The sequence below is a fragment of the Pseudomonas sp. JUb42 genome (assembly GCF_024807945.1).
Taxonomy (GTDB): Bacteria; Pseudomonadota; Gammaproteobacteria; order Pseudomonadales; family Pseudomonadaceae; genus Aquipseudomonas.
The window spans coordinates 357389-374689 of the sequence record NZ_JANUFD010000006.1; the positions used below are offsets into that span (position 1 = coordinate 357389).

Below are 17301 nucleotides of genomic sequence, written 5' to 3' on the forward strand. Positions count from 1 at the left end.
TAGGCTTTGCGTTTTTTCGCGAGGACTGCACGCCATGAAAATCGTCTCGTTCAACATCAACGGTCTGCGTGCCCGACCGCATCAACTGGCAGCGCTGATCGACAAGTACCAGCCTGACGTCATCGGCCTGCAGGAAACCAAGGTCTGCGACGAGCAATTCCCCCAGGCCGAGATCGAAGCACTGGGCTATCACGTGCATTTTCACGGGCAAAAAGGCCATTACGGCGTTGCTCTGCTCTCTCGCCAGGCCCCACTGACCCTGCACAAGGGTTTCGCCAGCGATGATGAGGAAGCCCAGAAGCGCTTTATCTGGGGCACCTTCGCCGACGCCAACGGCCTGCCGGTGACCATCATGAACGGCTACTTCCCCCAGGGCGAAAGCCGCGACCACCCGACCAAGTTTCCGGCCAAACAGCGCTTCTACAACGACCTGCAGCAGTTGCTGGAAAGCCAGTTCAAGAATGACCAGCCACTGGTGGTCATGGGCGACGTGAACATCTCTCCCCAGGATTGCGATATCGGCATCGGCCCGGATAACGCCAAGCGTTGGCTCAAGACCGGCAAGTGCAGCTTCCTGCCGGAAGAGCGCGAGTGGATGGAACGCCTCAAGGCCTGGGGTCTGGTAGACAGCTTCCGCCATCTGTACCCCGAGGTGGTCGACCAGTTCAGCTGGTTCGACTACCGCAGCCGCGGTTTCGAAGACGCGCCCAAGCGTGGCCTGCGCATCGACCTGATCATGGCTTCCAAGGGCCTGGAGCCACGAATCAAGGCCGCTGGCGTCGACTACGAACTGCGCGGCATGGAAAAGCCTTCGGACCACGCGCCGATCTGGCTGGAACTGAGCTGAGCCTGATCTGACCGGCGGGACAGATTTGTGACCGCCTGTCATATTCCCGCAACCAGTCTGTCTTATTCTCCCGGCACTTTCTGTCCTGCAGAGGTGCCGCAGATGCTGCGCACTCTTACTTTTCGTACCCTTTCACTGCTGATGCTCTTGGGCACAGCGGTGTTTCCTGTCGCCGCTTCAGCGGCCCTGCCCCTGCCTGCCCAGGGCACGCCCGCCCTGCGTATTCAGGGCTCAAACACCATTGGCGCAGAGTTGGGGCCGGCCCTGGTTGAAGGCCTGATGCGCAAGCAAGGTCTGCAGCAGGTGCATAGCGAACCGGGCAGCACCGCCAACGAAGTCACCCTCATGGGCACGGCCGCCAGTGGACAAACCGTCAGTGTCAGCGTTGCCGCCCATGGCTCAAGCACCGGTTTCGCCGCGCTCAAGAGCGGCAGCGCCGATCTCGCTGCATCTTCCCGTCCGATCAAGGACAAGGAAGTCAGCGAGTTAAGCGGCATCGGCGACCTGCGCGCCGCCAGGGCCGAGCAAACCATCGCCATCGATGGCGTCGCAGTGATTCTGCACCCCGGCAATCCATTGCGGGAACTCAACACCGTGCAGTTGGCGCAGATTTTTTCCGGGCAGATCCAGAACTGGGAGGAAGTCGGCGGCATCGGTGGCGCCATTCATCTGTATGCCCGTGATGAGCAGTCCGGCACCTTTGATACCTTCAACGAACTGGTACTGGCCAAGAATGGCAAGAACCTGTCGCGCTCGGCCAAGCGCTTCGAGTCCAGCGAGCAACTGTCCGATACGGTCAGCCAGGATCGCCAGGGCATCGGCTTTATCGGCATGCCTTACGTGCGTCGGGCCAAGGCCCTGGCGATCATCGACGGTGACTCCAAGGCCATGCTGCCGACAATCAGCCTGATCGCCACCGAGGACTATCCTCTGTCGCGGCGCCTGTACCTCTATTTGCCTGCAGAGCTGCATCAGCCCTGGGCCCACGCCCTGGTAGCCTTTGCGCAAAGCCCGGAAGGCCAGGCCATCGTTGCGCAAAACGGTTTTGTCGCGCAGACCGTGCAGCCGATCAAAGTGCAGCCGACCGCACAGATGCCCGCTGAATATCAGGCCCTGACCCGCCAGGCCGAGCGTCTGTCCGTGAATTTTCGCTTCGCCCAGGGCAGCGCCCGTCTCGACAGCAAGGCACAACGTGACCTGAAACGGGTTGCCGATTACCTGAACAAGCGTGACCGCCACGATCAGCGTGTCACTCTGGTGGGCTTTGGTGATGCCAAGGACGACCCGGCCCGCGCCACCCTGCTGTCAAAACTGCGGGCGATGGCGGTGCGGCGCGAACTGATGAAAAACGGCGTCAATCCCAACGATGTGCTTGGCTTTGGCGACGAAATGCCGGTGGCCGCCAACGATGTCGACGACGGCCGGATCAAGAATCGACGGGTTGAGGTGTGGGTTAATTAAGCGTGGCGGCCTGACATCTGAGATCGATGTGGGAGCCGCCTCTGGTGGCGATAGCGGTGTCAAAGCCAGCGCAGTCCGCCAGACTCATCATCGCTGACCAAGCCACCGCAATCGCCAGCAAGCCGGCTCCCACAAGGGAATTGCGTCGTTTTACTTAACGCCGCTCGCTACGCATCATTTCCTTGGGCACGTGCTTGCCGATCTCGTATTTGCCGATCGCCGCGCGGTGTACTTCGTCCGGGCCGTCGGCCAGGCGCAGGGTACGTTGCATGGCGTACATGTAGGCCAGCGGGAAGTCGTTGGAGACCCCGGCACCGCCGTGAATCTGGATAGCACGATCGATCACCCGCAGGGCGACATTGGGCGCCACCACCTTGATCTGGGCGATTTCGCTTTTCGCCACCTTGTTGCCCACGGTATCCATCATGTAGGCCGCCTTGAGGGTCAGCAGCCGTGCCATGTCGATCTCCATGCGCGAGTCGGCGATCTTGTCGACGTTACCGCCCAGACGCGCCAGAGGGCGACCGAAGGCTTCCCGTGTGACCGCACGCTTGCACATCAACTCCAGCGCCCGCTCGGCCATGCCGATGGAACGCATGCAGTGGTGGATGCGACCAGGGCCAAGGCGACCCTGGGCAATCTCGAAGCCACGGCCCTCACCCAGCAGCACGTTTTCATAAGGCACGCGCACGTTGTCGAACAGCACCTCAGCGTGGCCGTGGGGCGCGTCGTCATAACCGAATACCGGCAGCGGCCGCACGATGGTCACCCCCGGCGCATCGGTGGGCACCAGAATCATCGAGTGCTGGGCATGGCGCGGACCGTCGGGATCGCTCAGGCCCATGAAGATCATCACCTTGCAGCGCGGATCGCAGGCACCGGAGGTCCACCACTTGCGGCCGTTGATTACCCATTCGTCACCCTGACGCTCAGCGCGGGCGGCCATATTGGTGGCGTCCGACGAAGCCACGTCCGGCTCGGTCATGGCGAAGGCCGAGCGGATCTCACCGCGCAACAGCGGCTCCAGCCACTGACGCTTGTGCGCCTCGCTGCCGTAGCGCACCAGCACCTCCATGTTGCCGGTATCCGGTGCTGAGCAATTGAACGGCTCCGGGCCCAGCAGCGAGCGGCCCATGATTTCCGCCAGCGGCGCGTATTCAAGATTGCTCAGGCCCGCACCCAGTTCGGACTCCGGCAGGAACAGGTTCCACAAGCCCTCGGCCTTGGCCCTGGCTTTGAGCTCTTCCATGATCGCTGTCGGCTGCCAGCGGTCGCCTTCGCTGACCTGACGTTCGAACACCGGCTCGGCCGGATAAACATAGGTATCCATAAACGCGGTGACGCGCTCACGCAGTTCCTGAACCTTGGGGGAGTACGCAAAATCCATGAGAGCTACCTTCGCAATAAGGGATCGGTTGTCATGAAAACGATGCTAGAGCAGCGACCTGCATTTATCTAACCTATTCTCGGCGTGTATAAACATTCATAACCGATATATGATCGGCTGATTGAGCATCACTAAAAACAATAAGCAATCCGGAGGCGCATCCCATGAACCTGAGCAAGGTCGATCTGAATCTATTCATTGTCTTCGACGCGATCTACACCGAAGCCAACCTGACCCGCGCCGGCCAGATTGTCGGCATCACCCAGCCAGCGGTGTCCAACGCCCTGGCCCGCCTGCGCGAGACCTTCAACGACCCGCTGTTCGTGCGCACCGCCCAAGGCATGGTGCCGACGCCCATGGCCCAAAACATCATCGGCCCGGTGCGCAATGCGCTGTCCCTGCTGCGGGTGTCGGTGCAGGAAAGCCGCATCTTCAATCCGTTGCAGGCCAACAAGAACTACCGCATCAGCATGACCGACCTCACCGAAGCGGTGATCCTGCCCCTGCTGTTCCAGCGTCTGCGCCGCCTGGCCCCAACCGTGACCATCGAAAGCTTCCTCTCCAAACGCCGCGAGACCACCAAGGAACTGGCCGCCGGACGCCTGGACTTCGCCGTCGATGCGCCGCTCAACACCGACCCTCAGGTGCGCCATGTCAAGCTGATGGAAGACCGCTATGTGTGCGCCATGCGCAAGGGTCATCCATTGGCCCACAAGGCAGCGTTCGTTCTCGATGACTACCTGTCCCTGACCCATATCCATATCTCCAGTCGCCGCAGTGGCCTCGGTCATGTTGACCTGGCCTTGGGCAAGATGGGCATCCAGCGCAAGATCGCCCTGCGCTCGCAGCATTACCTGATGGCCTCCCAGGTGTTGCAGCAGACCGATATGGTCATGACCGTGCCGGAGCGCTTCGCCCGCCGCAACGACCTGCATTATGTTTACCTGCCCGTCAACGATGTGCCCACCGTCGAAACCCACCTGTACTGGCACGAAAGCACCGACCAGGATCCGGCCAATCGCTGGATGCGCGAGCAGATCATTGAGCTGTGCCAGTGGGTGACGACTCAAGAGAAAAAACTCGATAAAACCTTAGAATCACAACATAACTGATTGATATATATAACTTATCAATGCTTAAGGTTATTTCTGGGATAGCAAAATACTCAAGGCTCTCAGCCAACGCGCTTGACGTATACGTCAAGCACGTCTTAGGTTAGCGGCACGTTTCCATTGAGCCTTGCCATGAGCAGCCAGACCTACAGCATCTCCGACCTCGCCCGGGAGCTGGACATCACCACCCGGGCTATCCGCTTCTACGAAGAACAAGGCATGCTCACACCGGAAAGGCGCGGGCTTGAGCGGATCTATTCGGCCCGGGACAAAGTCACCCTCAAGCTGATCCTGCGCGGCAAGCGCATCGGCTTCTCCCTGGCCGAATGCCGCGAACTCATCGAGCTCTACGACCCCAGTGGCGGCAATCAGAAGCAGCTGAACACTATGCTCGGCAAAATCGAAGAGCGTCGTGGGCAGCTGGAACAGCAGCTACTGGACATCCAGCAAATGCAGCTGGAACTCGATACCGCCGAAGAACGCTGCCGCACAGAGCTTGAAAGAATTTCCTGAGAATTCATCAAGTTAATAGATATTTCTCGAATAACAATTAACTGGAGACCCCCATGTCCCTGCCCCGATCCGTGCGCCTGGTGGAGGTCGGTCCTCGCGACGGCCTGCAGAACGAAGCCAACCCGGTCAGCATCGCCGACAAGGTCGCCCTGGTGAATGACCTGACCGACGCCGGCGTGCGCCACATCGAGGTCGGCAGCTTCGTCTCGCCCAAGTGGGTGCCACAGATGGCCGGCTCCGCCGAAGTCTTCGCCGCCATCGACCAGCACCCGGGTGTCGCCTACTCGGCGCTGACGCCGAACCTGCGCGGCTTCGAAGACGCCCTCGCCGCCGGGGTACGGCAAGTCGCGGTATTTGCCGCCGCTTCCGAGTCCTTCTCGCAGCGCAATATCAATTGCTCGATCAAGGAAAGCCTGGAGCGTTTTGCGCCGATCATGGAGGCCGCCCGCGCCAACGGCATTCAGGTGCGCGGTTATGTGTCCTGTGTGCTGGGCTGCCCTTATGAAGGTGTTATCAGCCCGCAACAGGTCGCGGTTGTCTCCCGGGAACTGCTCGATATGGGCTGCTACGAAGTGTCCCTGGGCGACACCATCGGCACCGGCACGCCGGGTGCGACGCGGACCCTGCTGGAGGTCGTGGCCGCTCGTGTTCCACGCCAGCAGTTGGCCGGGCATTTCCATGACACCTATGGCCAGGCCTTGGCCAATATCTACGCCAGCCTGCTGGAAGGCATCAGCGTTTTCGACAGCTCCGTCGCCGGGCTGGGTGGCTGTCCTTATGCAAAAGGCGCCAGCGGCAACGTCGCCAGTGAAGACGTGCTGTACATGCTCGATGGCCTTGGGATCGACACCGGCATCGACCTGGATCGCCTGATTGACGCGGGTCTGGGCATCTCCAGGGCTCTGGGACGGGCCACCGGCTCGCGAGTGGCGAAGGCACGTTTGTCGGCCTGAGGTGCGACAACTTGTCACAGAGTGTTACCCTAGAGCCATCGAGACCCCGGTAACGGGTAACACGGAAACAGTTTTAGTCCTGAAAACCAGGACAAGAAAAACACAGAAACCTGCAACTCCCTGTTTTTAAAGGCTTTACCGAAGTTGGCACGGCTTGTGCTATATCTTCAGTACAACAAAAATAAAAAAACATGCAGCACCCCAATAAAAACAACACGTATCGGCTCTGACACAACAAGAACAACACGGACAGAGACGCAGCTAACAGATTTTTTTGGAGTGGATGGCTTTACGGAACCCCTTGGGTTCGCGACCTGACACAGAACAATAAAACTACCTCAAGGTAGCGACAGACAGGTTGGATCGGGCTTCGCAAGAAGCGGATGAAAGCAGCATCAGCGCTCAAAAAAATACGTTTGCTCTTGACCCCGAATGGGGGTCGCTTACAAAGCAGCCAGAGGGTCGGTCGCCAAAAACAACAATAGGCCACCCAAAACAAAAAGAGCATGCAAACAAACTTGAAGGGGAGCTTAGGCTCCCCTTTGTGCTTTCCGGCTTTCGTCAATCACCCTCGATTGTGGGAGCCGCCTTGGTGGCGATCGAGTGCGCAGCGCTCGCAATTCCATCGTTAACCGAACCACCGCCATCGCCAGCAAGCCGGCTCCCAGCCCTCATTCCAAAAATACCCCACGCCCTCGTCGCTCACCAATTGACCTCAACCCGCAACAGGTTTACGTTAACGTAAAGGTAATATCCATTCAGCCAATAACAACAGGACTGCCCCTTTATGAATTACCCCAGCCTGAATTTCGCCCATGGCGAAACCATCGACATGCTGCGTGACCAGGTACAAGCCTTTGTCGCCGCCGAAATCACTCCCCGCGCCGCGCAGATTGACCGGGACAACCTGTTCCCCGCTGACCTGTGGCGCAAACTCGGTGACATGGGCCTGCTGGGCATTACCGTGGAGGAAGAATACGGTGGCACCGGCTTGAGTTACCTGGCCCACGTAGTGGCCATGGAAGAGATCAGCCGCGGCTCGGCGTCGGTGGCGCTGTCCTATGGCGCTCACTCCAACCTGTGCGTCAACCAGATCAAGCGCAACGGCAATGCCGAACAGAAAGCCCGCTACCTGCCAGGATTGATCAGCGGCAAGCATGTCGGCGCTTTGGCCATGAGCGAACCCAATGCCGGCTCAGACGTGGTATCGATGCGTCTGCGCGCCGACAAACGCGGTGACCGTTTCGTGCTCAACGGCAGCAAAACCTGGATCACCAACGGCCCGGACGCCAACACCTACGTGATCTACGCCAAGACCGAGCCGGAAAAGGCCGCCCACGGCATCAGTGCCTTTATCGTCGAGCGCGACTGGAAAGGTTTCAGCCGTGGCAACAAGTTCGACAAACTCGGCATGCGCGGCTCCAACACCTGCGAGCTGTTCTTCGATGACGTCGAAGTACCCGAGGAAAACCTGCTGGGTACCCTCAATGGCGGGGTCAAGGTGCTGATGAGCGGCCTGGATTACGAGCGCGTGGTGCTCTCCGGCGGCCCAACCGGGATCATGCAGGCCTGTCTCGATGTGGTTTTGCCCTATATCCATGACCGCAAGCAGTTCGGCCAGAGCATCGGCGAATTCCAACTGATCCAGGGCAAAGTCGCCGACATGTACACCCAGCTCAACGCCAGCCGTGCCTACCTGTATGCCGTGGCCCAGGCCTGCGAGCGCGGCGAAACCACGCGCAAGGACGCAGCCGGGGTAATCCTCTATACGGCTGAGCGCGCCACGCAGATGGCCCTGGATGCGATCCAGATTCTCGGTGGCAACGGCTATATCAATGAATTCCCCGCCGGACGCCTGCTGCGCGATGCCAAACTCTACGAGATCGGCGCGGGTACCAGCGAGATCAGGCGCATGCTGATCGGTCGCGAACTGTTCAACGAAACCCGCTGAAGCCACCGGACTGACTGGAGTAACCCATGGCTATCCTGCCGACTCATCTCAATCCGCGCTCGCCGGAATTCATTCAGAACAGCGCCAGCCTGCTGGAACTGATCAAGGACCTGCAACAGAAACTGGCCAAGGTCTATCAGGGCGGCGGCCCGGCGGCCCAGGAGCGTCACACCTCCCGGGGCAAGCTGCTGCCAAGGGAGCGCATCAACCGCCTGCTCGATATAGGCTCGCCCTTTCTGGAAGTGGCGCAACTGGCCGCCCATGAGGTCTACGGCGAAGAAGTCCCGGCTGCCGGACTGATCGTCGGCATCGGCCGGGTCGCAGGCGTCGAATGCATGATCGTGGCCAACGACGCCACGGTCAAAGGCGGTTCCTACTATCCACTGACCGTGAAGAAACACCTGCGCGCCCAGACCATCGCCCAGCAGAATCGCCTGCCGTGCATCTACCTGGTCGACTCCGGCGGCGCCAACCTGCCGCGTCAGGACGAGGTGTTTCCGGATCGCGAGCACTTCGGGCGGATCTTCTTCAACCAGGCCAACATGAGTGCCCAGGGCATTGCCCAGATCGCCGTGGTCATGGGCTCCTGCACGGCCGGTGGCGCCTATGTCCCGGCCATGGCTGACGAGACCATCATGGTTCGCCAGCAGGCGACCATCTTTCTCGCCGGCCCGCCACTGGTCAAGGCTGCCACCGGTGAAGTGGTCAGCGCCGAGGACCTGGGCGGCGCCGATGTGCACTGCCGCACCTCCGGGGTTGCCGATCACTACGCCGATAACGACGAGCACGCCCTGGAACTGGCACGGCGCTGCATCGCCAACCTCAACTGGCACAAACAGGGCCGCCTCAACAGCCTGGCGCCCATTGCGCCGCTGTATGCCAGCGAGGAGCTGTATGGCGTAATCCCCGCCGACGCCAAGCAACCCTTCGATGTACGTGAAGTGATTGCCCGGTTGGTCGATGGCTCGGTCTTCGACGAGTTCAAGGCGCTGTTTGGCACGACCCTGGTCTGCGGCTTCGCCCATCTGCACGGCTACCCCATCGCCATTTTGGCCAATAACGGCATTCTGTTCGCCGAAGCCGCGCAGAAAGGCGCGCACTTCATCGAACTGGCGTGCCAGCGCGGCATTCCCCTCTTGTTCCTGCAAAACATCACCGGCTTCATGGTCGGGCAGAAATACGAGGCCGGCGGCATCGCCAAGCACGGCGCCAAGCTGGTCACCGCGGTGGCCTGCGCCAAGGTGCCGAAATTCACCGTAATCATTGGCGGCAGCTTCGGTGCCGGCAACTACGGCATGTGTGGCCGCGCCTATGACCCGCGCATGCTGTGGATGTGGCCCAACGCGCGGATTGGCGTAATGGGCGGCGAGCAGGCCGCTGGCGTACTGGTCCAGGTCAAGCGCGAACAGGCCGAGCGCAATGGCCAGCCGTTCAGCGCAGCCCAGGAAGCTGAGATCAAGCAACCAATCCTCGACCAGTACGAACACCAAGGCCACCCCTACTACTCCAGCGCCCGGCTGTGGGACGACGGCGTCATCGACCCGGCCCAGACCCGCGACATTCTGGCCCTGGCCCTGTCCGCCGCCCTCAACGCCCCTATCGAGCCGACCACGTTCGGCCTTTTCCGGATGTGACCCATGAGCGACTTCCATACCCTCGAACTGATCGGCGACCCGCGTGGCTTCGCGACCCTGTGGTTGAACCGCCCGGAAAAGAACAACGCCTTCAATGCCCAGATGATCCGCGAACTGATCGTCGCCCTGGATCAGTTGCAGGCTGACCCGAGCCTGCGTTTCCTGCTGATTCGCGGCCGTGGCAAACACTTCAGCGCCGGGGCCGACCTGGCCTGGATGCAGCAATCGGCCAACCTCGACTACAACACCAACCTGGATGACGCCCGGGAACTGGCCGAGCTGATGTACAGCCTCGAACGCCTGAAAATGCCGTCCCTGGCGGTGGTCCAGGGGGCGGCTTTCGGCGGCGCCCTGGGCTTGATCAGTTGCTGCGACATGGCCATTGCCGCCGATGACGCGCAGTTCTGCCTGTCGGAAGTACGCATCGGCCTGGCTCCGGCGGTGATCAGCCCCTTTGTCGTGCAGGCCATGGGCGAGCGGGCGACCCGGCGTTATGCCCTGACCGCCGAGCGCTTCGATGGCGTGCGGGCACAACAACTGGGCCTGGTTGCCGAATGCTATCCGGCGGCGGAGCTGGAACAACAGGTCGAACAGTGGATCGACAATCTGCTGCTCAACAGCCCCCAGGCCATGCGCGTCAGCAAGGCCCTGCTGCGGGAAATGGGTGATGGCGAGCTGACCCCGGCGCGGCGGCGCTACTGTGAAAACACCATTGCCCGCATCCGTATCAGCGGCGAAGGTCAGGAAGGCCTGCGCGCCTTCCTCGACAAACGCCCACCCACCTGGCAGCCCCGAAAAAAGGAGTCGCGCCCATGAGCGCCCCGACCACACTCACCACTCTACTGGTGGCCAACCGTGGCGAAATCGCCTGCCGCATCATGCGCACGGCCAAACAACTCGGCCTGACCACCGTTGCAGTACACAGCGCCACCGACCGTGAGGCCCGGCACAGCCGCGAAGCTGATATCCGCTTCGACCTGGGCGGCAGCAAGGCCGCCGACAGCTACCTGATCATCGACAAACTCATCGCCGCCGCCCAGGCCAGCGGCGCCCAAGCGATTCACCCCGGTTACGGTTTTCTTTCGGAGAACGCCGGATTTGCCCGGGCCGTAGAGCAGGCCGGGCTGATTTTCCTCGGCCCGCCCTCCTCGGCCATCGACGCCATGGGCAGCAAGTCTGCGGCCAAGCGCCTGATGGAAGAAGCCGGCGTGCCACTGGTGCCGGGCTATCACGGCGAGTCCCAGGATATCGACACCTTCCGTGCCGCCGCCGAGCGCATCGGCTATCCGGTACTGCTCAAGGCCACGGCCGGTGGCGGCGGCAAAGGCATGAAGGTAGTGGAACACCCCGGCGAACTGGCCGAAGCCCTGGCTTCGGGCCAGCGCGAGGCGCTGTCGTCGTTCGGCGACTCGCGCATGCTGGTGGAGAAATACCTGCTCAAGCCGCGGCATATCGAGATCCAGGTCTTCGCCGATCAACAGGGCCATTGCCTGTACCTCAACGAACGCGACTGCTCGATCCAGCGCCGTCATCAGAAAGTCGTCGAAGAAGCCCCCGCCCCCGGCCTCAGCCAGCAACTGCGCCGGGCCATGGGGGAAGCAGCCGTGCGCGCGGCCCAGGCTATCGGTTATGTCGGCGCCGGAACCGTGGAATTCCTTCTCGATTCCCGGGGCGAGTTCTTCTTCATGGAAATGAACACGCGGCTGCAGGTCGAGCATCCGGTGACTGAGTTCATCACCGGTCTGGACCTGGTGGAATGGCAGATTCGCGTGGCCCAGGGCCAGCCACTACCTCTGACTCAGGAACAGGTGCCCTTGATCGGCCACGCCATCGAAGTGCGCCTGTATGCCGAAGACCCGGATCACGACTTCCTCCCTGCCACCGGCAGACTCGAGGTGTATCGCGAGTCGCAGCCGGGCATCGGTCGACGCATCGACAGTGGCGTCGCCGAGGGTGATGACATTTCCCCTTTCTATGATCCGATGCTCGGCAAGCTGATTGCCTGGGGCGACGACCGCGAACAGGCGCGCCTGCGTCTGCTGGCGATGCTCGACGAGTTCGTGGTGGCCGGGGTCAGGACCAACCTGCGCTTCCTGCGCAAAATTATCAGCCACCCGGCGTTTGCCGCGGCTGAACTGGATACCGGTTTTATTCCGCGCTACCAGGCCGACCTGTTGCCGGAGGCCGCGCCCCTGGACGATACCTTTTGGCAGGCAGCCGCTGCGGCCTTCCAGCAGAGCGAACCGCCGCTCATTCGCCAGGACGATACCCATTCGCCTTGGGCCGCGGGCAATGGCCTGCGTATCGGCCTGCCTGCGGAGATCGATTTGCACCTGAGCTGTAACGACCAGCAACAACGCGTTCGCCTCAGCCGCGCCAGCATGCAACTGCAAGGTGAACACCTGCTGCTCGATCAGGACGACATCGGCCGCCGACACCTGGCCCTGCGTCGCGGTGCGACCTTGTACCTGCAATGGCTCGGCGAGCTGCACGCCATCCGCCGCTTCGACCCGATAGCCGCCGTCGATGCCCAGCATGCACCGCAAGGCGGCCTGAGCGCGCCCATGAACGGCAGTATCGTGCGGGTACTGGTGCAAGTCGGCCAGCAGGTCGAGGCCGGTACGCAACTGGTGGTGCTGGAAGCCATGAAAATGGAGCACAGCATCCGCGCCAGCCAGGCCGGGACGGTCAAGGCGCTGTATTGCAGTGAGGGGGAGATGGTGAGCGAAGGGACAGTGTTGGTGGAACTGAGTCAAGACTGACGCTATGCATTGTGGGAGCCGGCTTGCTGGCGATAGCGGTATGACAGCCAACACGCTGTTGACTGATACACCGCCATCGCCAGCAAGTCGGCCACATTAGACCTCATTCCAATGCTGATTCAGCGCACTCTTATCACGCAGCTACTTCATACAACTTCGGCAACTCAACCTCGCCACTGATCAGGCTCTGGCGCATCCGTACCGCCTGCAATGCCGCTGCCTTCATCGCACTCTCCTTGACGTGACCATAACCGCGAATGCGCTCCGGCAACCGCGCCAGACTTAGCGCTGTATGGCGATTTTTCTCCGACAGATGCTGCATGATCAGCTCAATATCGCTGACGTAGCTGGCAATCAGCTCACGCTCCTGACGCCGCTCCAGGCTGCGCCCGAACGGATCGAAGGCGGTGCCCCGGAGAAATTTAAAGCGGGACAGCACATCGAAGGCTTTCAGCATCCACGGTCCGAAGCTGCGTTTGCGCGGCTGTCCGTTGTTCGGATCGCGCTTGGCCAGCCAGGACGGCGCCAGATGAAACTCCAGCCGGTAATTCCCTTCGAACTGCGCCTCAAGCTGGCGAGTGAATTCGCCGTTGCTGTACAGCCGCGCCACTTCGTATTCGTCCTTGTAGGCCAGTAGCTTGAAGTAGTTGAACGCCACTGCTTCGCTCAGCACGGCCTGTTGACCAGGGAAACGTGCGGCTTCGAGCTGGCGCACCCGCGCCACCAATGACCGATAACCCTCGGCGTAGCCACTGTTCTGATAGTCGCCGAGGATGCGCACATTGGCGTCAATGCGCTGATCCAGCGTCATATCCTCAACCACTGGCTCGCTGACGGCACCGGGATTGGCCGCTGCAACTACCGCGGGCAAGTCATGGGCAGCGCGACGGCCCCAGAGGAACGCCTGCTGATTGAGTTTGACCGCCACGCCATTGAGCTCGATGGCCTTTTCAATAGCCGCCGACGTCAGGGGGATCAGCCCCAGTTGATAGGCATAGCCAAGCATGAACAGGTTGCTGGCGATGCTATCGCCCATCAGCTTGGTGGCCAGGTCGGTGGCTTCGACAAAATGAGTCTTCTCGGCACCGACGGCGTCGCGAATGCTCTGCTTCATGGCTTCAGCCGGGAACTCGGCGTCCGGGTTACGGGTGAACTCGGCGGTCGGCGTCTGCTGGCTGTTGACCACGGCATGGGAGCTGGCCACGTTCAGCTTGGCCAAGGCATCCGGGCCCGCTGCGACCAGTAGATCGCAACCCAATAGCAGATGAGCCTCGCCCGCCGGAATACGTACGGCAAACAGGTCGGCCTGATGCGCGGCAATGCGGATATGGCTGACCACCGGGCCGAACTTCTGCGCCAGACCGGCCTGATCCAGCACGCTGCAGCCCTTGCCTTCCAGATTGGCGGCATAGCCGAGCATGGCGCCAACGGTGGTGACACCGGTCCCGCCAACGCCCGGCAGCAGGATATTGAACGGCTTGTCCAGGCTTGGCAGTTGCGGCTCCGGCAATTGGGCGAAAGCCGCGACCTGCACCGGCAGTTCCGGCTTGCGCAGACGACCGCCATGCACGGTAACGAAGCTTGGGCAGAAGCCTTCGACGCAGCTGAAATCCTTGTTGCAGGCGCTCTGGTCGATCTCGCGCTTGCGCCCCTGGGCGGTTTCCTTCGGCAGCACCGACAGGCAACCGGATTTGGCACCGCAATCACCGCAGCCTTCGCACACCGCCGGGTTGATCAGCGCACGTTTTTCCAGATCAGGCATGGTCCCGCGTTTGCGCCGCCGACGTTTTTCCGTGGCGCAGGTCTGGTCGTAAATGATCACCGAGACGCCCTTGAACTCGCGTAGTTCTTTCTGCACGGCGTCCAGGTCACGCCGATGGTGGAAACTGGTGATGGGCGCAAAGTCTTCGCGGCTGGGGTATTTATCCGGGTCATCGGAGACCAGGGCAATGCGCTTGACGCCCTCGTTGAACACCTGGCGGCTGAGCTGATCGACCCGCAGCACGCCATCGATAGGCTGGCCGCCAGTCATGGCTACGGCGTCGTTGTAGAGAATCTTGTAGGTGATATTGACCCCGGAAGCCACCGCCGCCCGCAGCGCCAGATGCCCGGAGTGGAAGTACGTGCCGTCGCCGAGATTCTGGAATACGTGAGGCGTTTCGGTAAAAGGCGCCTGGCCGATCCAGGTGACGCCCTCGCCGCCCATCTGGGTGAAGGTATCGGTTTCCCTATCCATCCAGATGGTCATGTAGTGACAGCCGATCCCGGCCAGAGCACGACTACCTTCCGGCACCCGGGTCGAGGTGTTGTGCGGGCAGCCGGAGCAGAAATGCGGAGTGCGCTGGGTCTTGAACAGCGGCGCCTGCAGGGCTTTTTCCTTGTCGGTCAGGAATTGCAGGCGCGCTTCGATCTGCGGGCTGCTGTAGAACGGCGCCAGGCGCTTGGCGATCACCCGGGCGATCATCGCCGGGGTCAGTTCGCTGAGGTTGGGCAGCAACGAACGGCCCTGTTCATCGAACTCGCCAACCACTACCGGGCGACGTTCCACCGGCCAGTTGTATAGCTGGCCGGTAAGCTGGTCTTCGATGACGCTGCGTTTTTCTTCGACCACCAGAATCTCGCTGAGGCCTTCGGCAAAGTCGTGCACCGACACCGGCTCCAGGGGCCAACTCATGCCAACCTTGAGCACGCGGATGCCGACCTTGTCACACAACTCCAGGTCGATGCCCAGCTCTTCCAGAGCCTGGCGTACGTCCAGGTAAGATTTCCCAGTGGTGATAATCCCCAGGCGCGGCTGCTGTGAGTCGATCACCACTTTGTTCAACTGGTTGGCGCGGGCAAAGGCCCGGGCGGCGTAGATCTTGTAGGTGTTGAGCCGCGCTTCCTGGGCCAGGGGCGGATCGGGCCAGCGAATATGCAGGCCGCCTTCGGGCAGGACGAAATCTTCGGGGATGCAGGTCTTCACTCGCAGTGGGTCGACTTCCACCACCGCCGAAGAATCGACGTTCTCGGCAATGGTCTTCATCGCTACCCAGCAACCGCTGTAGCGCGACAGCTCCCAACCGATGATGCCGTAGTCGAGGATTTCCTGGACGTTACTGGGGTTGAGCACCGGAATCATCGAGGCGATAAAGGCGTGCTCGCTCTGGTGAGCGATGGTCGACGACTTGCAGCCGTGGTCGTCGCCGGCCAGCACCAGTACGCCGCCATGCTCGGAGGTGCCAGCAGAGTTCGCGTGCTTAAACACGTCGCCGCTGCGATCGACCCCTGGCCCCTTGCCGTACCACAGGGCAAACACCCCGGCGTATTTGCCTTCGGGAAACAGATTGACCTGCTGACTGCCCCACACCGCCGTCGCCGCCAACTCTTCGTTGATGCCGGGCTGGAAGTGAATTGCGTTCTGTTGCAGGTAATCCTTGGCGTCCCACAGGCTCTTGTCGAGGTTGCCCAATGGCGAGCCGCGATAGCCGGAGATAAACCCGGCAGTGTTCAGGCCACGGGCTTCATCACGCTGCTTTTGCAGCATGGGCAGGCGGGTCAGCGCCTGAGTGCCGGTCAGGTACAGATTGCCGGTTGCCAGGCGGTACTTATCATCCAGACGAATATCAGCCAAAGACATTCGAGACTCCCTTGTTTTTATTATCGAGATGTCGAGCAGCCGGGACGGTCGACCCGGCGGTCACAAGCAAAATACTGCCTGTTACCGGGCGGCTTTTTCTTTCTAAATGACAGCGAATCCGCTGATACTGCGCATGATCGTTTCTATAAAAACAAGATAAAGGGTCAATTCATGCAGGTAAAACTCAGCCCCATCGACCGCAAGATCCTGCGCCTGTTGCAGCACGATGCCGACCTTTCCGCCGCGGAAATCGCCGAGCGCGTCGAGCTGTCGCAATCACCGTGCTGGCGGCGCATCAATCGTTTGCAGGAAGAAGGCGTGATCGAACGCAAGGTTGCCCTGCTCAACCCGCGCAAGCTGGGGTTGACCATGACGGTGTTCGTCGATGTGAAGTTGTCCGGGCATGGACGGCGCTTTCTCGCCGAATTCGAGGAGGCCATCATCGGCTTCCCGGAGGTGCTGGAGTGCTACACCATGGCCGGGAATATGGATTTCATGCTCAAGGTGGTGGTGCAGGATATCGCCAGCTACGAGCGCTTTCTACGCGATCATCTGCTGCAGAGCCCGCACGTACAGGAGGCCCATTCCAATATCGCCATGAGCGAGGTGAAGAGGACCACAGAGCTGCCGCTGGACTGAGCTTTGGCTTCAAACTTCCTGCGCGACGATCATGCTGCGTTAAAAACAGACTCGGAATGCTCATTTAGCGGGCTAAACTCCGCTCCCTCGCCTGTTTTTGCCTTGCCTGATCGCCGCTCGGTGCGTTTCAAGCCAAACCAGAAGGAAGGATGATAATTATTTTCAATAGGTGCGAAAATAATCTTTGACTTGCAAATGATAATGATTATTATTGCAAGCAACTGGCCGCAAGGTCAGTTGGATAAACCAGAAGTCTTAGGTCGGCTTCTGGATTATCTCCTCATCAGGCTAATCACGGTTTTTGACCCGGCTTCTTGCCGGGTCTTTTTTTTAGGTCTTTCTCGTTGCTTCAGGCTAATGAAGACGTGTCGTTTTGCGATGGCGCGGATCATAGCAAAGATTATTGAACCCAAGCCCCATGAA

Annotated in this window: 12 protein-coding genes; 10 read left to right on the forward strand and 2 right to left on the reverse strand. The window is 60.8% G+C overall.

Annotated features, from left to right (window positions below):
- Nucleotides 1-34 precede the first annotated feature (34 nt).
- Together xthA and M2401_RS14560 are read left to right on the forward strand one after the other, a co-directional pair.
- Nucleotides 35-847 (forward strand): exodeoxyribonuclease III, encoded by an 813-nt coding sequence (xthA, locus tag M2401_RS14555; protein ID WP_259103851.1) that lies wholly within the window; start codon nucleotides 35-37, stop codon nucleotides 845-847.
- A gap of 141 nt (nucleotides 848-988) precedes the next feature.
- Nucleotides 989-2308, forward strand: a complete 1320-nt coding sequence (locus M2401_RS14560) for a phosphate ABC transporter substrate-binding/OmpA family protein (protein ID WP_259103976.1) — start codon at nucleotides 989-991, stop codon at nucleotides 2306-2308.
- 154 nt (nucleotides 2309-2462) lie between these two features.
- Here the strand turns inward: M2401_RS14560 and M2401_RS14565 are convergent, their stop codons facing one another.
- Nucleotides 2463-3695 (reverse strand): acyl-CoA dehydrogenase, encoded by a 1233-nt coding sequence (locus M2401_RS14565; protein WP_259103853.1) that lies wholly within the window; start codon nucleotides 3693-3695, stop codon nucleotides 2463-2465.
- A gap of 164 nt (nucleotides 3696-3859) precedes the next feature.
- Here M2401_RS14565 and M2401_RS14570 point away from each other — a divergent pair, with 164 nt between their 5' ends.
- The 7 genes from M2401_RS14570 (at nucleotide 3860) to M2401_RS14600 (ending at nucleotide 12620) form a co-directional block, all read left to right on the forward strand.
- Complete coding sequence (locus M2401_RS14570) at nucleotides 3860-4807, forward strand: LysR family transcriptional regulator (protein WP_259103855.1); 948 nt, start codon at nucleotides 3860-3862, stop codon at nucleotides 4805-4807.
- A 132-nt stretch (nucleotides 4808-4939) separates the two neighbouring features.
- Nucleotides 4940-5320, forward strand: coding sequence for a MerR family DNA-binding transcriptional regulator (locus M2401_RS14575; RefSeq protein ID WP_259103857.1), 381 nt, complete (start codon nucleotides 4940-4942; stop codon nucleotides 5318-5320).
- Nucleotides 5321-5373: 53 nt separating this feature from the next.
- Nucleotides 5374-6273, forward strand: coding sequence for a hydroxymethylglutaryl-CoA lyase (locus M2401_RS14580; protein WP_259103858.1), 900 nt, complete (start codon nucleotides 5374-5376; stop codon nucleotides 6271-6273).
- Between the two features lie 787 nt (nucleotides 6274-7060).
- Nucleotides 7061-8224 (forward strand): isovaleryl-CoA dehydrogenase, encoded by a 1164-nt coding sequence (locus M2401_RS14585; RefSeq protein ID WP_259103861.1) that lies wholly within the window; start codon nucleotides 7061-7063, stop codon nucleotides 8222-8224.
- Between the two features lie 26 nt (nucleotides 8225-8250).
- Nucleotides 8251-9858, forward strand: a complete 1608-nt coding sequence (locus M2401_RS14590) for a carboxyl transferase domain-containing protein (protein WP_259103863.1) — start codon at nucleotides 8251-8253, stop codon at nucleotides 9856-9858.
- 3 nt (nucleotides 9859-9861) lie between these two features.
- Nucleotides 9862-10674, forward strand: a complete 813-nt coding sequence (locus tag M2401_RS14595) for a gamma-carboxygeranoyl-CoA hydratase (protein ID WP_259103864.1) — start codon at nucleotides 9862-9864, stop codon at nucleotides 10672-10674.
- The gene (locus tag M2401_RS14600; RefSeq protein WP_259103865.1) at nucleotides 10671-12620 is read left to right on the forward strand and encodes an acetyl/propionyl/methylcrotonyl-CoA carboxylase subunit alpha; all 1950 of its coding nucleotides are present in this window, start codon (nucleotides 10671-10673) and stop codon (nucleotides 12618-12620) included. Before M2401_RS14595 ends, M2401_RS14600 begins: the two co-directional genes overlap by 4 nt.
- Nucleotides 12621-12753: 133 nt before the next feature.
- Here the strand turns inward: M2401_RS14600 and M2401_RS14605 are convergent, their stop codons facing one another.
- The gene (locus M2401_RS14605) at nucleotides 12754-16239 is read right to left on the reverse strand and encodes an indolepyruvate ferredoxin oxidoreductase family protein (RefSeq protein ID WP_259103870.1); all 3486 of its coding nucleotides are present in this window, start codon (nucleotides 16237-16239) and stop codon (nucleotides 12754-12756) included.
- A gap of 171 nt (nucleotides 16240-16410) precedes the next feature.
- Between M2401_RS14605 and M2401_RS14610 the strand changes: the two genes are divergently transcribed.
- Nucleotides 16411-16878, forward strand: coding sequence for an Lrp/AsnC family transcriptional regulator (locus tag M2401_RS14610; RefSeq protein WP_259103873.1), 468 nt, complete (start codon nucleotides 16411-16413; stop codon nucleotides 16876-16878).
- Nucleotides 16879-17301 lie beyond the last annotated feature (423 nt).

Excerpts from the sequence above, each read along its gene's own strand:
- xthA (WP_259103851.1), top strand. The coding sequence starts at position 35 with ATGAAAATCGTCTCGTTCAACATCAACGGTCTGCGTGCCCGACCGCAT.
- M2401_RS14560 (WP_259103976.1), top strand. The coding sequence starts at position 989 with ATGCTCTTGGGCACAGCGGTGTTTCCTGTCGCCGCTTCAGCGGCCCTG.
- M2401_RS14565 (WP_259103853.1), bottom strand. The coding sequence starts at position 3,695 with ATGGATTTTGCGTACTCCCCCAAGGTTCAGGAACTGCGTGAGCGCGTC.
- M2401_RS14570 (WP_259103855.1), top strand. The coding sequence starts at position 3,860 with ATGAACCTGAGCAAGGTCGATCTGAATCTATTCATTGTCTTCGACGCG.
- M2401_RS14575 (WP_259103857.1), top strand. The coding sequence starts at position 4,940 with ATGAGCAGCCAGACCTACAGCATCTCCGACCTCGCCCGGGAGCTGGAC.
- M2401_RS14580 (WP_259103858.1), top strand. The coding sequence starts at position 5,374 with ATGTCCCTGCCCCGATCCGTGCGCCTGGTGGAGGTCGGTCCTCGCGAC.
- M2401_RS14585 (WP_259103861.1), top strand. The coding sequence starts at position 7,061 with ATGAATTACCCCAGCCTGAATTTCGCCCATGGCGAAACCATCGACATG.
- M2401_RS14590 (WP_259103863.1), top strand. The coding sequence starts at position 8,251 with ATGGCTATCCTGCCGACTCATCTCAATCCGCGCTCGCCGGAATTCATT.
- M2401_RS14595 (WP_259103864.1), top strand. The coding sequence starts at position 9,862 with ATGAGCGACTTCCATACCCTCGAACTGATCGGCGACCCGCGTGGCTTC.
- M2401_RS14600 (WP_259103865.1), top strand. The coding sequence starts at position 10,671 with ATGAGCGCCCCGACCACACTCACCACTCTACTGGTGGCCAACCGTGGC.
- M2401_RS14605 (WP_259103870.1), bottom strand. The coding sequence starts at position 16,239 with ATGTCTTTGGCTGATATTCGTCTGGATGATAAGTACCGCCTGGCAACC.
- M2401_RS14610 (WP_259103873.1), top strand. The coding sequence starts at position 16,411 with ATGCAGGTAAAACTCAGCCCCATCGACCGCAAGATCCTGCGCCTGTTG.